This is a genomic window from Variovorax paradoxus (assembly GCF_030811855.1).
Lineage (GTDB): Bacteria > Pseudomonadota > Gammaproteobacteria > Burkholderiales > Burkholderiaceae_C > Variovorax > Variovorax paradoxus_L.
The window spans coordinates 205408-218626 of the sequence record NZ_JAUSRN010000006.1; the positions used below are offsets into that span (position 1 = coordinate 205408).

General features: G+C 65.1%; 12 protein-coding genes and 1 tRNA gene. 9 read left to right on the top strand and 4 right to left on the bottom strand.

From position 1 onward, the window contains the following. Window positions 1-60: 60 nt before the first annotated feature. Window positions 61-134, bottom strand: a tRNA-Gly gene (locus tag J2X92_RS14000). A gap of 1309 nt (window positions 135-1443) precedes the next feature. On the opposite strand from J2X92_RS14000, the gene J2X92_RS14005 reads away from it, so the two are divergent. After that, window positions 1444-1734: a hypothetical protein gene (locus tag J2X92_RS14005; protein WP_307576538.1), complete on the top strand. Its 291-nt coding sequence runs from the start codon at window positions 1444-1446 to the stop codon at window positions 1732-1734. Window positions 1735-1870: 136 nt separating this feature from the next. On the opposite strand, the gene J2X92_RS14010 is transcribed toward J2X92_RS14005, so the two are convergent. The 3 genes from J2X92_RS14010 to J2X92_RS14020 all read right to left on the bottom strand — a co-directional run bounded on the left by J2X92_RS14010 (window position 1871) and on the right by J2X92_RS14020 (window position 3594). Further along, window positions 1871-2146, bottom strand: coding sequence for a hypothetical protein (locus J2X92_RS14010; protein ID WP_307576539.1), 276 nt, complete (start codon window positions 2144-2146; stop codon window positions 1871-1873). Between the two features lie 219 nt (window positions 2147-2365). After that, window positions 2366-2641 (bottom strand): hypothetical protein, encoded by a 276-nt coding sequence (locus J2X92_RS14015; RefSeq protein ID WP_307576540.1) that lies wholly within the window; start codon window positions 2639-2641, stop codon window positions 2366-2368. A gap of 131 nt (window positions 2642-2772) precedes the next feature. Beyond that, a complete protein-coding gene (locus J2X92_RS14020; protein ID WP_307576541.1) occupies window positions 2773-3594 on the bottom strand; it encodes a ferritin-like domain-containing protein in 822 nt (273 codons plus the stop codon). A gap of 255 nt (window positions 3595-3849) precedes the next feature. On the opposite strand from J2X92_RS14020, the gene alaS reads away from it, so the two are divergent. The 8 genes from alaS to J2X92_RS14060 all read left to right on the top strand — a co-directional run bounded on the left by alaS (window position 3850) and on the right by J2X92_RS14060 (window position 13218). Further along, the gene (alaS, locus tag J2X92_RS14025; RefSeq protein ID WP_307576542.1) at window positions 3850-6474 is read left to right on the top strand and encodes an alanine--tRNA ligase; all 2625 of its coding nucleotides are present in this window, start codon (window positions 3850-3852) and stop codon (window positions 6472-6474) included. Further along, the gene (locus tag J2X92_RS14030; protein ID WP_307576543.1) at window positions 6474-7505 is read left to right on the top strand and encodes a 2-dehydropantoate 2-reductase; all 1032 of its coding nucleotides are present in this window, start codon (window positions 6474-6476) and stop codon (window positions 7503-7505) included. The genes alaS and J2X92_RS14030 overlap by 1 nt, the downstream gene beginning before the upstream one ends. Before the next feature lie 60 nt (window positions 7506-7565). Continuing rightward, window positions 7566-8825 (top strand): D-amino acid dehydrogenase, encoded by a 1260-nt coding sequence (locus J2X92_RS14035; RefSeq protein WP_307576544.1) that lies wholly within the window; start codon window positions 7566-7568, stop codon window positions 8823-8825. 222 nt (window positions 8826-9047) lie between these two features. Continuing rightward, a complete protein-coding gene (locus tag J2X92_RS14040) occupies window positions 9048-10031 on the top strand; it encodes a Bug family tripartite tricarboxylate transporter substrate binding protein (RefSeq protein ID WP_307576545.1) in 984 nt (327 codons plus the stop codon). A 19-nt stretch (window positions 10032-10050) separates the two neighbouring features. Continuing rightward, on the top strand, window positions 10051-10866 hold the full coding sequence (locus J2X92_RS14045) for an SDR family oxidoreductase (protein WP_307576547.1): 816 nt from the start codon (window positions 10051-10053) through the stop codon (window positions 10864-10866). Between the two features lie 28 nt (window positions 10867-10894). Further along, window positions 10895-11443: a cupin domain-containing protein gene (locus J2X92_RS14050; RefSeq protein ID WP_093017966.1), complete on the top strand. Its 549-nt coding sequence runs from the start codon at window positions 10895-10897 to the stop codon at window positions 11441-11443. Between the two features lie 23 nt (window positions 11444-11466). Continuing rightward, a complete protein-coding gene (locus J2X92_RS14055) occupies window positions 11467-12339 on the top strand; it encodes an alpha/beta fold hydrolase (protein ID WP_307576669.1) in 873 nt (290 codons plus the stop codon). Window positions 12340-12381: 42 nt separating this feature from the next. Continuing rightward, window positions 12382-13218 (top strand): IclR family transcriptional regulator, encoded by an 837-nt coding sequence (locus J2X92_RS14060; RefSeq protein WP_307576548.1) that lies wholly within the window; start codon window positions 12382-12384, stop codon window positions 13216-13218. Window position 13219: the final 1 nt, after the last annotated feature.

The following is a 13219-nucleotide window of genomic DNA, read 5'->3' on the forward strand; positions in this document are numbered from 1 at the left end:
GGTCCAAGCAGCCGTTCGAGGCGTTTGTGCCGACTGTGAGGGCGCGAATCGATCTGGCTATGGAGCGGGTGAAGGGAATCGAACCCTCGTATGAAGCTTGGGAAGCTGCCGTTCTACCATTGAACTACACCCGCATTTTGCAACTCGTTGATGTCAACGAGTCATCGGCCCAAGTAGCCGATTCTACAGATAGAGGTCGGCCCGTTTCGCATTCAGATGATGAACCACAAAGCGAAGAACACAAGCAAATACGAAGATACCAAGAGCTGAGCGAACTGTTTGGCCATGTGCGTTCTCCAGTGAGGTCGGTCGGCGCTGCTTGTTTGCCCTTCTTGGACAAAGCGTTTTCGCCGTGAAGTCACTGTAGAAATTGCGCCGCACGCGCGCATGAGCGGTACGCACCTTCTCCAGAGAGACAAATGTCCGGCACTGTTTACGACAAACGCCGCCTATAGCGAGGATGCACGGGGCCGGAGCGGGCGCCACCAAAAAAGTGATAGTGGCGCTGGTGGGGGGGCAGGTGCTGATTTTCCAGGCTCTGCCATGGGACGCAGCGCGGCAACGTCCTAAGGCATTGCGCACAAGCTTTTCCACTGTTTTATCCACCGCAACGGTAGATAACGTTCCCCTCTCTGAGCGCCGCATTGGAGAGCGACACAAGGCGAGGTTGTACACATTTGTAATGACTCATCAATAGCTACAACCGGATAGCTGATGCGCCGCATGCACAAGCCCATGGTAGACCCGAAGACTGTTGAGACTGGCGCGCGTCAAGGTCCGCAGCGTGGCGCGGATCCTGGTTAGCGCTCAGCGGGTAGAGCGCAGCAGTTTGTCCAGCCATTCGCGATCAACCGCACCGTTGAGACGGTTGTGCGCACCGACGAATCCGTGGCGCCACGCGTCCGCAGGAGACAGTCTCTGCGGACCGTGCCTGCCGCTCGGAGGCACTTTGTCATGGGAAGTCTTACGCGCGGCCGGACGATTGTCTCCATCGAGAAGGTGCGCACCGCCCATGCGCTCATGCGGCGCAATTTCTACAGTGACTTCACGGCGAAACGCCTTGTTCCAGGACGGGAAACAAGCGGCGCCAGTTGCCCACCTCACTGGAGAACGTGTATGGAATCGCACAACCTGGCGCCGAGAAATTTTTTCATGAATCTACTGCGTGAAGACGCGGGCATGTCGTCCGCGCAGTTCGCTGTCGTCAGTGCGCTCGTGGTGCTGTTGTATTTACTCGCGCTGCTAGCAGCTCGGCTCAGCAACTGAGCCCGAGAGCCAGAAGATGGAGCGAGCGAGCCATGCACGAAGCGGTGGGCTACAGCGTTGCTGGTTAGCGTCCGACAGGCCGGCCAAGGCAGTGGCATACCTTCGGCTTCTCCAACGAAGTAGTGACGCGAGCAAGCGCGCAATCTCGACAACAAACACATCGAAGAGGTAACGGACATGCCCTTGTTCTATTTGCTGAGCCTGCAGCATGTCACTCTGCCCAGGGTGGTGACCAGACCCGAAGACGTCCAGCATGTGAGCGTCCTGAAGGCGACCGGTCTCATCGAAGCGGAGATTGCGCCGGCGCTGGACCCGGCCGGCAAGTACAACGTCGCGCGAACAGCTGTCGTCACGTGCATCACTGAAGAAGGCCACGCTGAAATCAACAAGATGCTCAACGAACCTCGGCGAATGGGTAGGACATTGCAAATGGCCAGAAACCGAATGCGGAGTTCTTCGCCGAGTTGAACGCTCGTGCACAAAGCCACTGCCGGCGCGAGCAGGTCTTATGCGACAGGCGCAGCACTCACTCCAGGAGTTGCATTGCGGCGGCGGGGCAGTCGCTTTGCGTGGCGCCTTCTATGCTGACGCCGGTGATCCTGCGTCACATCAATCGCGCCCCGCGGGAAAATCGCATCGAAGGCTGCATGAATTTGCGAATGTCGCCCATCTTCGCGATCTCGGCGAGGCCTTCGTCGGTGATGCTCTCCACCGTCGCCATCGAGGTCGGGGTGTACAGCCCCGTCGGCTGAAGCGTGGTAATTTTGGCTTCGATCAACCCCGTGGCCATTAGTACGGACACATCTCGAACTTCCTCTGGCGCAACGACCTGCACCGGTAGTTGGGTGCGCAGAAGCCTCATCAGGAACAAGAGCGGCATTCGATCCTCCGAGTTGCCGGCGCTAGCTGTGCCCAATGTGCCGGCTTGATTTGGGAGGGAAAGTGTGTTCTCGGGTGCAACAGGTCGCAACCGGGCATATCAGCAACCACGGGGCTAAATTTGTGAAAAAAATCACATTTGCCGACGTTTTCGGGCGGAGATGCCTACCTCCATTGCTTTCTGGCGCACTGCGGCATCGAAACGCCCGTTGTGCAGAGGTCACATCAATCGCAGTCCCCCTGCGAAGCGAACAAAGGGCTGCGCGAACGCCGGTGACTTGCCCACCGCCGCGGCCTCAGCCAAGCCTTCTTCGGTGATGCGAGTTACAGTTGCCACGCGCTCTGCGGCATGCCGCGTTCGTGACTTGATGGTTGCGAATTCAGCCTCGATCAAGCCGGTGGCCAAAAGCACCGAGACCTTGCGAACTTCCTCCGGATCGGTGACGCGGACAGGCAGCTGCACTCGCTGCAGCCTCAACAGAAAAAATAGGGGCATTTGGTCCTCCGATCCGGCGTGAGTAGATGCCTCCACAGCCGGCTGACTGGGTGGTTTAAATGTGAATTTTTCCCATTTACCCACCACCCTGCGTCAGGAAAATTCGGTCGGCCATGTAGGCCGCACCGCCATCACCGCAGAAACACATGCTCCATGAACTGCCTGATCGGGTACTGAATCACCGTCTCCACCCGGGCCGGCAGTTCCAGCGGCCGCATCAGCATCTTGAGCGTGGCACCCGGGCTCAGGTTGGCGCGCACGGTGCCATTGATGCGCGCGCTCAATTGCCGGACGTAAGCCGCATCGCCGGCGCGCTCGGGTGAGCGGGTGCGCACCACGTGGCGCACGGCGCAGTCGGCATCTTCGCTCTTGAGCTCCAGCGTGCGCCGGCCGATGATGCCCAGCACGCGGAGCCGGCCCAGTTTTTCCTCTTGCCGATAGCGGCGAAAGAAGCGGTAGAAGTGCTTGTAATGGCTGACCTCGTCGGTCGCGATGCGGGTGGCCAGGTCGCGCAACACGGGTTCGTCGGTGGAGCGCGCCAGGGCGCGGTAGTAGCTGGCGGTGCCGGTCTCGACCACGCAGCGCGCGGCCAGCTCGAGGCCGCGCGTCGGGGAGAGCAGTTCCACCTTGCACAAGGTGGCGTATTCCTCCAGAAACCCACGGTAGGCGGCCTCCCAGTCGAATTCGGGCCAGACGTGGGACACGTAGGCGCGCAAGGCTTTGCCGTGCTGCAGTTCCTCGGCTTCCCAATAGCGGGTTAGCCAGGCGGTAACCTCGTCGTCGCCTTGGAAAAAGTCGACCAGGTTCTGGGTGTAAAGGTCCGAGCCGCTTTCGATGAACGAGGCGCAAGCAACAAGGTAGAAAAGATTGTCGTCCTGGCGGACCTCCGCCCGTGCAATGCGCGAAAAATCCAGCTCCTCGATTTTCCAGTGTGCCGCCTCATGACCTGCCATGCATGCTCCTTGATTCACGTTTGAAACGAATGAATAGGACGAAGCCCGGCGCGTTTGGTTCTGCGCGCTAATTCCCATGTCAGCTTTGGCGTTCGGGGGCGCCCGCGCCGCTTTGGCCGCAGGGGGCGCGGCCCGGTGGCCAAACCTATAATCGTTTGTTCAAGCAAATCAAGCAGTCAGGTCGGTTGGACGCCGTGGTTTCGACGAGAGGGTCGCCATCGCCAGGCCGCCCTCGACAGCAGACGAAATCCAAAGATGAGCCAGCCCACATTCACGGTCGCGGACATTCGCAAGACCTTTCTCGATTTCTTCGCTTCCAAGGGCCACACGGTGGTGGCCTCGAGCTCGCTGGTACCGGGCAACGACCCCACGCTCATGTTCACCAACTCGGGCATGGTGCAGTTCAAGGACGTGTTCCTGGGCGAAGACAAGCGCCCCTACGTTCGCGCCGCCTCGGTCCAGGCGTGCCTGCGCGCCGGCGGCAAGCACAACGACCTGGAGAACGTGGGCTACACCGCGCGCCACCACACCTTCTTCGAGATGCTGGGCAACTGGAGCTTCGGCGACTACTTCAAGCGCGAATCGCTCAAGTGGGCCTTCGAGCTGCTGACCGAGGTCTACAAGCTGCCGGCTGAAAAACTCTGGGCCACGGTCTACATCGAGGACGACGAGGCCTACGACATCTGGACCAAGGAAATCGGCCTGCCACCGGAGCGCGTGGTGCGCATCGGCGACAACAAGGGCGGCCGCTACATGTCCGACAACTTCTGGATGATGGCCGACACGGGCCCCTGCGGACCGTGCTCGGAGATCTTCTACGACCACGGCCCCGAAATCCCCGGCGGCCCGCCAGGCAGCCCCGATGAAGACGGCGACCGCTACATCGAGATCTGGAACAACGTGTTCATGCAGTTCGACATGCAGCCGGACGGCTCGGTCAAGAAGCTGCCTGCCCCCTGCGTCGACACCGGCATGGGCCTGGAGCGCCTGGCCGCCATCCTGCAGCACGTGCACAGCAACTATGAGATCGACATCTTCGACGCGCTCATCAAGGCCGCGTCGCGCGAAACCGGCGAGAAGGATCTGGGCAACAACTCGCTGCGCGTGATTGCCGACCACATCCGTGCCACCTCCTTCCTGGTGGCCGACGGCGTCATTCCGTCGAACGAAGGCCGCGGCTACGTGCAGCGCCGCATCGTGCGCCGCGCCATTCGCCATGGCTACAAGCTGGGTCAGAAGAAGCCCTTCTTCCACAAGCTGGTGCCCGACCTCGTGAAGCTGATGGGCGATGCCTATCCCAAGCTCGTGGTCGATGAAAAACGCATCATCGACACGCTGAAGGCCGAGGAAGAGCGCTTCTTCGAAACGCTGGCCAACGGCATGGAAATTCTCGATGCGGCCCTGGCCGGCAATGCCAAGACGCTGCCGGGCGAGGTCGCCTTCAAGCTGCACGACACCTACGGCTTTCCGCTCGACCTGTCGGCCGACGTCTGCCGCGAGCGCGGCGTGAGCGTCGATGAAGCCGGCTTCACCGCCGCCATGGAAAAGCAGAAGGCCGCGGGCCGCGCCGCCGGCAAGTTCAAGATGGACCGCAACGTCGAATACGGCGGCGCGGGCAACGTCTTCACCGGCTATGAGCACCTCGAAGAAGCCGCCAAGGTCGTGGCGCTGTACTTCGAGGGCGCGGCTGTACAAGAGCTGAAGGAAGGCCAGCCCGGCATTGTGGTGCTCGACACCACGCCGTTCTATTCGGAGAGCGGCGGCCAGGTCGGCGACCAGGGCGTGCTAGTGGCTGAAGGCGTGCAGTTCGGCGTGGACGACACGCAGAAGATCAAGGCCGACGTGTTCGGCCACCACGGCACGCAGACGCAGGGCACGCTGAAGGTGGGCGACACGGTCAAGGCTGCGGTCGACACCGCGCGACGCGCCGCCACCATGCGCAACCACTCGGTCACCCACCTGATGCACAAGGCCCTGCGCGAAGTGCTGGGCGGCCACGTGCAGCAGAAGGGCTCGCTGGTCGATGCCGACAAGACGCGCTTCGACTTCGCGCACAACGCACCCGTCACGCATGACCAGATCCTCGAAATCGAAAAGCGCGTGAACGCCGAGATTCTTGCCAACACCGAGACGCACGCCCGCGTGATGGACATGGAGTCGGCCCAGAAGACCGGCGCCATGATGCTGTTCGGCGAAAAATACGGCGAGAGCGTGCGCGTGCTCGACATCGGCACCAGCCGCGAACTCTGCGGCGGCACCCACGTGGGCCGCACCGGTGACATCGGCCTGTTCAAGATCGTGAGCGAAGGCGGTGTGGCTGCCGGCGTTCGCCGTATCGAAGCGGTCACCGGCGCCAACGCGCTCAGCTACCTGCAAGACCTCGAAGCCACGGTGCAAAGCGTGGCCGCCACGCTCAAGTCGCCGGCCGCCGAACTGCAGGGCCGGCTCACGCAGGTGCTGGAGCAGGTGAGGGCGCTGGAGCGCGAAGTGGGCTCGCTCAAGGGCAAGCTCGCGTCGTCGAAGGGCGACGAACTCCTGGCTCAGGCAGTGGACGTCAACGGAATCAAGGTGCTGGCCGCCAAGCTCGACGGCGCCGACGCCAAGACGCTGCGCGACACCATGGACAAGCTCAAGGACAAGCTCAAGACGGCCGTGGTCGTGCTGGCCGCGGTCGACGGCGCCAAGGTGCAGGTGGCCGCGGGCGTCACGAGCGACACGGTGGGCAAGGTCAAGGCCGGCGAGCTGGTCAACTTTGTCGCGCAGCAGGTGGGCGGCAAGGGCGGCGGCAAGGCCGACATGGCCATGGCCGGCGGCACCGACCCCGCGGGCGTGCCGGCCGCACTCCGATCGGTGCAAGCCTGGGTGGCGGAACGCACCTGATGGCCGGCACCGAGGTGCTCGGCCCCCCGCCCGGCGAAGTGCTGGTGATGGGGGCGGGCACCATCGGTTGCTTCATTGGCGGCAGCCTGGCAGCGGCGGGTGTTCCCGTTACCTTCGTCGGCCGGCCGCGCGTGCTGCGCAGCCTCGCGGAACATGGCCTCTCGCTGAGCGACATCGAAGGCGGTGCGCATCGCCTGCCACCCTCCAGCCTTCGGCTGAGCGAGCAGGTGCCGGTGGGTGCAACGCCGGCTTTGGTTCTTCTGTGCGTGAAGAGTGGGGCCACGGCAGAGGCGGCTGCCGAGCTGGCCTTTGCATTGCCCGCGGGCACCACGGTCGTCTCGTTCCAGAACGGCATTTCCAACTGTGCCGCGGCCTCGCAGGCGGGGCCCACGCTCAGCGTACTGCCGGGCATGGTGCCGTACAACGTGGCCGAGATCGGACCGGGTGCCTTTCACCGGGGCACGGCCGGACGGCTGGCCGCCAAGGACGACGCCGCACTGCGGCCCTGGCTGCCGGTGTTCGAACGGGCGGGCATTCCGCTCGATCTGCATGCCGACCTGCTGCCGGTGCAATGGGGCAAGCTGCTGCTCAACCTCAACAACCCCGTCAATGCGCTATCCGGGCTGCCGCTGCGCGAAGAGCTGCTGCAGCGCGGCTTTCGGCAATGCTTTGCCGCGCTGATCGACGAGGCGTTGGGCGTGCTTGGCCGTGCCGGCATCGCGCCGGCACAGGTGGCCGCGGTGCCGGCGCAGCGCCTTTCGTCAGTGTTGCGGCTGCCCGACTGGCTCTTTCGCATCGTCGCGGCGCGCATGCTGCGCATCGACGCCAAAGCCCGTTCCAGCATGGCGGACGACTTGGCGCTCGGACGCCGCACTGAGATCGATGCGCTCAGCGGCGAAGTCGTGCGGCTTGCGCGAGAGCACGACCTGGAGGCTCCGCGCAACGCACGAATGTTCGTGCTGCTCGAAGACTGGCCGAAGCAGCCCAGGCGCTGGACGGCACGGCAATTGCAAGACGCACTCGGCCTTTAGCGTGGAGGAACCTGTACCCTCTCGGGCCATTGCCGTGCGTGGCATTCAAGGGGAGTTCTCATGCAGGTTCTGATTCTCGGCAGCGGTGTCATCGGCACCTCGGTGGCGTACTACCTGGCGCGTGCCGGCCATGACGTGACGGTGCTCGAACGCCAGTCCGCGCCCGCGCTCGAAACGAGCTTCGGCAATGCGGGCGAGGTGTCGCCCGGCTACTCCGCACCATGGGCCGGGCCGGGTGTGCCGCTCAAGGCCGTCAAGTGGATACTCATGCGGCACAGCCCGCTGGTGATCAAGCCCATGCTCGATCCGGCCATGTGGCGCTGGGGCCTTTCAATGCTGCGCAACTGCACGCAGGCGCGCTACGAACTCAACAAGGGCCGCATGGTGCGGCTCGCCGAATACAGCCGCGATTGCCTGAAGGCGCTGCGCGCCGACACCGGCATTCGGTATGACGAACGCGCGCTCGGCACCTTGCAGCTTTTTCGAACCCAGAAGCAGCTCGACGGCATTGCCAAGGACGTGGAAGTGCTCAAGGCCTCCGGCGTGCCCTACCAGGTGCTCGACCGCGAAGGCTGCGTTCAGTACGAGCCCGCGCTTGCGGCGGTGAAGAGCAAGTTCGTCGGGGGCCTGCGCCTGCCGGGCGACGAGACTGGAGACTGCTTCAAGTTCACGCAGGCGCTTGCCGTGCTGGCCGAGGCAGCCGGCGTGAAGTTCCGCTTTGGCGTGAGCATCCAGGCCATCGAGCACGATGCCGGCGGCGTGACCGGCGTCAGAACCGATGCCGGCAGCTTCACGGCAGACCGCTACGTGGTGGCGCTGGGCAGCTACTCGCCAGCCATGGTCAAGCCGCTGGGCATCGACCTGCCGGTGTATCCGGTCAAGGGCTTCTCGATCACGGTGCCCATCACCGATGCCAGCGGTGCGCCGGAATCCACCGTGATGGACGAAACCTTCAAGGTGGCTGTCACCCGGCTCGGCGACCGCATCCGCGTGGGCGGCACCGCGCAGCTCTCGGGCTTCGACCTGGCGCTCGATGCCGGGCGGCGCGACACCCTCGAGCATGTCGTGACCGATCTCTTTCCGAAGGGCGGCGACGTGCGCGACGCTTCCTTCTGGACCGGCCTGCGTCCCATGACCCCCGACGGCACGCCGGTGATCGGCGCTACGCGCATTCCCAATCTGATGCTGTGCACCGGCCACGGCACGCTCGGCTGGACCATGGCGGCGGGCACCGGCCGCGTGATGGCCGATCTGATCGACGGCAGGCAGCCCGCGATCGACATGGAAGGCCTGACGGTCGCGCGCTACGGCGCGCGCTGATCGGGCAGCGCTGCGCACGGGGCCGGGCCCCGAAGTCCGAGCGGACGAAAACCGAAAAAACCGAGAACCACCGCCAACAGGCGGAAGGCCGGGCTGCGTGCGCCCGTTCTAAGGGTTCATACCTAGATTGACGAAATTAGTCGTACTCGGTATTCTTCGTCTCGTTCCATTAATAAATCGTTGTTTCATTAGTAAAACATACGATCCAACCCCACGAAGCTCATGAAATCCACCCGCCGCCGCGCCATCGCCGCCGCCGTCGCCCTGGGCTCTGCCTGTGCCGCAGGGTTCGCCTGGGCCAACGGCTACCCGAGCAAGCCCATCACGCTGGTCGTCGCCTATCCGGCCGGCGGCGATACCGACGCGCTGGCGCGGCTCTTTGCCGAAAAGCTGGCCGCGCGCGTGGGCCAGCCCGTGGTGGTCGACAACCGTCCCGGCGCCAGCGGCATCATCGGCAGCGCCTACGTGTCGAAGGCGCCGCCCGATGGCCATACGCTGCTGCTCGCGCCCAGCACCTTCTCTATCGCGCAGTTGGTGCTCAAGTCGGGCGGCGCCTCGGGCTACGACGTGCTGAACGGCTTCACGCCCATCGTGCAGACCGGAAGCCTGCCGCTCTTCCTGGTGGCGGGCAGCGCCAGCGGCATGGCAAGCCTGAAAGACCTGGTGGCCGCGGTCAAGGCCGGCAAGCCGCTTACCTATGCAAGCCCGGGCAGCGGCTCGCCAATGCACATCCTGGGCGAAATGTTCAATCGCGCCGCAGGCGTGAATCTCGCGCACGTGCCGTACAAGGGCGTGGCGCCGGCGGTCAACGACGTGCTGGGCGGCCATGTGCCCGCCACCTTCATCACGCTGGGACCGGTGGCGCCTTACTTCGCCAACGGCAAGATGCTGCCGCTGGCGGTGGCGTCCCGCGAGCGTTCTCCGCTCGCACCCAAGGTGCCGACCCTGCTGGAGCTCGGCTACAAGGACGTGGAAGTCACGGCTTGGAACGGCCTCTGGGGTCCGCGCAACCTGCCGCCCGAGATCGTCAAGACGCTCAACGGCCACTTCAACGAAATCCTGAAGATGCCCGACATCGTCTCGCGCATGGCCGTTCTCGGCACCGTGCCGGTGGGTGGCAGCGCCGACGCGCTGGGCAAGATCAACGCCGCGGACTTCGAGCGCTTCGGCAAGGTCATCAAGGAACTCGGCATCCAGGCCGACTGAACGCACGACTGATACCCACATGACCGAACTCAAAGCCGTTCCCGATCCCTCGAGTCTGCAGGCCTTGCTGGCCGAGCTGCCCGCCAATCTGCTGGCGGGCCGCCGCATTCTTGTGACCGGCGGCGCGCGCGGGCTGGGGCTCGCCTTTGCGCAGTGCATCGCCGCGGCGGGCGCGAGCGTGGTGCTGGCCGACATCCTCGGTGACCTGGCCGAGACCGAGGCCAAGGCGCTGCGCGACGCGGGCCGCCAAGCCGATGCCCTGGCGGTCGACCTGTCGGAGCCGGCCTCCATCGAAGCCGGCGCCGCCGAAGCAGTCCGCCTGCTCGGCGGGCTCGACGGCCTCGTCAACAACGCGGCCATCACCAACTCGGGGGGACGCGACGCGCATCAACTCGAGATCGATACCTGGGACCGCGTGATGAACGTCAACGTGCGCGGCACCTGGCTCATGAGCCGGGCCTGCCAGCCCGCACTCGCAGCCAGCGGCCGCGGCGCGATCGTCAACCTCGCGTCGGACACCGCGCTGTGGGGCGCACCCAACCTGCTGGCCTATGCGTCGAGCAAGGGCGCCGTCGTTTCCATGACGCGCTCGCTGGCGCGCGAATGGGGCGGCGACAACATCACGGTCAATGCCGTGGCGCCTGGCCTGACGCTGGTCGAGGCTACCGAATACGTGCCGATGGCGCGCCACCAGAAGTACCTCGAAGGCCGTGCCATACCGCGCGAGCAGCAGGCCGCCGACGTCTGCGGCGCCGCGCTGTACCTGCTTTCCGGCCTTGCACGCTTCGTGACCGGCCAGTTGCTGGCCGTGAACGGCGGCTTTGCGATGCACTGAAATTTTTCCGACGAATGGAGTGAACACTATGAGCGATTTGTCCGAACAACAGAAGATCACCGATGCCCCCGGCAACAGCCTGGCGCAGCCCGAGGGCAGCAGCCTTGCCGAGTGGATGAACACCCGCATCGCCCGCTACGAAACCCGCAAGTACGACTGGGACGCGCTGAAGTTCCAGGCCGACCTCGACCCCAAGTTCCGCCGCGCGCAGATGCGCTACGTGGGCACCGGCGGCACCGGCGTTGCGAAGGACGTCAACACCGTGCCCGCCGAGCACTTCACCTTCTCGACCATGGTGATTCCGGCTGGGCATGAAGGCCCGCCGCACCTGCACACCGACGTGGAAGAAGTCTTCTTCCTGATCCGCGGCAAGCTCAAGGTCGTGATCGAGAAAGACGGCGAGCGCTTCGAAACCATCATGACCGACCGCGACCTGATCTCGGTACCGCCCGGCGTGTACCGCGAAGAAATCAACATCGGCGACGAAGACGCGCTGATGTGCGTGATGCTCGGCGCCAGGAAGCCCGTGACGCCGACGTACCCGGCCGATCACCCGCTGGCCCGCATCAAGCGCTGAAGCAAGCCGCCATGAATGACGCCATGAACGATGCCATCGCCACCGACGCGCCGAGCTTGCCCGCTTCCGAGCTGGCATTGCTGGAGACCCGTTTTCCGGCGCGCTCCGTGCCGGTCGGCAATGGTGCCGTGGTTTCGGTGCGCGAGCGCGGCGCGGGGCCGGCCGTCGTCTGCCTGCACGGCATCGGCTCCGGCGCGGCTTCGTGGCTCAACGTCGCCTTGCTGCTCTCGCACCGGGCCCGCGTGATCGCGTGGGACGCACCGGGCTACGGTGCCTCGACGCCGCTTGTACCCGCCGCGCCCTCTGCGCCCGACTATGCGCAGCGGCTGCACGCCATGCTCGATGCGCTCGACGTGACGTCCTGCGTGCTGGTGGGACATTCGCTCGGCGCGCTCGTTGCCGCGTCCGCCGCGCGCAAGGATTCGGCTTTGGCCTCGCGCATCCGCCGCCTGGTGCTGATCAGCCCGGCCGCCGGCTACGGCGCACCATCACGCGCGCAGGCCCGCGCCAAGGTGCGTGCCGAACGGCTCGCCACGCTCGACGAACTCGGCATTGCCGGCATGGCCGCCAGGCGCTCGGGACGCCTGGTGTCCGACGGCGCCAGCGAACTCGCGCGCCAGTGGGTGCGCTGGAACATGGCGCGGCTGAACGATGGCGGCTATCGCCAGGCCGTCGAGCTGCTGTGCAACGCCGACCTGCTGGCCGACCTGCCGCCCGCCATGCCGGTGCGCGTGGCCTGCGGCTCGCTCGATGCCGTCACCACGCCCGAAGCCTGCGCCGAAGTCGCGCGCCGGTGCGGCGTGCCGCTCGAACCGATTGCCGACGCCGGACACGCCAGCTACGTGGAGCAGCCGCAAGCCGTGGCCGCACTGCTGCGCGAAGTGCTGGCCGCCTGATAGAAGACACGACAAGACAACCAACGGGAAGAACGAACCACCATGGCCACCAACGACAACGAGACGATGGAAGAAGGCGGCGACCGCTACAACGTGCCGGCGCTCGAGCGCGGCCTGCGCGTGCTGTGCGAGTTCAGCCGCGAGAGCCGCACGCTCTCGGCGCCCGAACTGGCGCGCCGCTTCGACCTGCCGCGCTCGACCGTGTTCCGGCTTCTCACCACGCTGGAGAACATGGGCTTTCTCGAGCGAGCCGAAGGCGGGCGCGACTACCGCCTGGGCCTTGCGGTGCTCCGCCTCGGCTTCGAATACCTGGCTTCGCTGGAGCTCACCCAGTTGGGCACGCCGCTACTCAACCGCCTGTGCGACGAGCTGCGCACGCCATGCAACCTGGTGGTGCGCGACGGCCGCTCCATCGTCTATGTGGCCAAGGTGGCGCCGCCCACGCCCTTCGCCAGCTCGGTCACCGTGGGCACGCGCCTGCCGGCCCACGCCACGGTGCTCGGCCGCGTGCTGCTCGAAGACCTCACGCTGCCGCAGCTGCGCGCGCTCTACCCCGAAGACAAGCTCGAGACCTTCTCGCCGAGCACGCCCAAGACCGTGAGCGAACTGTTCGACATGGTCCAGGCCGACCGCAGCCGCGGCTATGTGCTGGGTGAGGGCTTCTTCGAATCGAACATCTCCAGCATCGCGGCACCGGTGCGCGACCATAGCGGCCACATCGTGGCGGCGCTGGGCGCCACCATCACCTCGGGCCACATCGACCAGGGCCGCATGGACGAGATGGTGCAGCGCGTGCGCAGCACCGCCGAAGAGATCTCGGGCCTCCTGAACTATTCGCCCGCACGGTCGCAAAAGGTGGTTCCGCTTCGCAGCGCATGAC

Coding starts and splice junctions, on each gene's coding strand:
- J2X92_RS14005 (WP_307576538.1), top strand. CDS start 1,444: ATGCCCTTGTTCTATTTGCTGAGCCTGCAGCATGTCACTCTGCCCAGG.
- J2X92_RS14010 (WP_307576539.1), bottom strand. CDS start 2,146: ATGCCGCTCTTGTTCCTGATGAGGCTTCTGCGCACCCAACTACCGGTG.
- J2X92_RS14015 (WP_307576540.1), bottom strand. CDS start 2,641: ATGCCCCTATTTTTTCTGTTGAGGCTGCAGCGAGTGCAGCTGCCTGTC.
- J2X92_RS14020 (WP_307576541.1), bottom strand. CDS start 3,594: ATGGCAGGTCATGAGGCGGCACACTGGAAAATCGAGGAGCTGGATTTT.
- alaS (WP_307576542.1), top strand. CDS start 3,850: ATGAGCCAGCCCACATTCACGGTCGCGGACATTCGCAAGACCTTTCTC.
- J2X92_RS14030 (WP_307576543.1), top strand. CDS start 6,474: ATGGCCGGCACCGAGGTGCTCGGCCCCCCGCCCGGCGAAGTGCTGGTG.
- J2X92_RS14035 (WP_307576544.1), top strand. CDS start 7,566: ATGCAGGTTCTGATTCTCGGCAGCGGTGTCATCGGCACCTCGGTGGCG.
- J2X92_RS14040 (WP_307576545.1), top strand. CDS start 9,048: ATGAAATCCACCCGCCGCCGCGCCATCGCCGCCGCCGTCGCCCTGGGC.
- J2X92_RS14045 (WP_307576547.1), top strand. CDS start 10,051: ATGACCGAACTCAAAGCCGTTCCCGATCCCTCGAGTCTGCAGGCCTTG.
- J2X92_RS14050 (WP_093017966.1), top strand. CDS start 10,895: ATGAGCGATTTGTCCGAACAACAGAAGATCACCGATGCCCCCGGCAAC.
- J2X92_RS14055 (WP_307576669.1), top strand. CDS start 11,467: ATGAACGATGCCATCGCCACCGACGCGCCGAGCTTGCCCGCTTCCGAG.
- J2X92_RS14060 (WP_307576548.1), top strand. CDS start 12,382: ATGGCCACCAACGACAACGAGACGATGGAAGAAGGCGGCGACCGCTAC.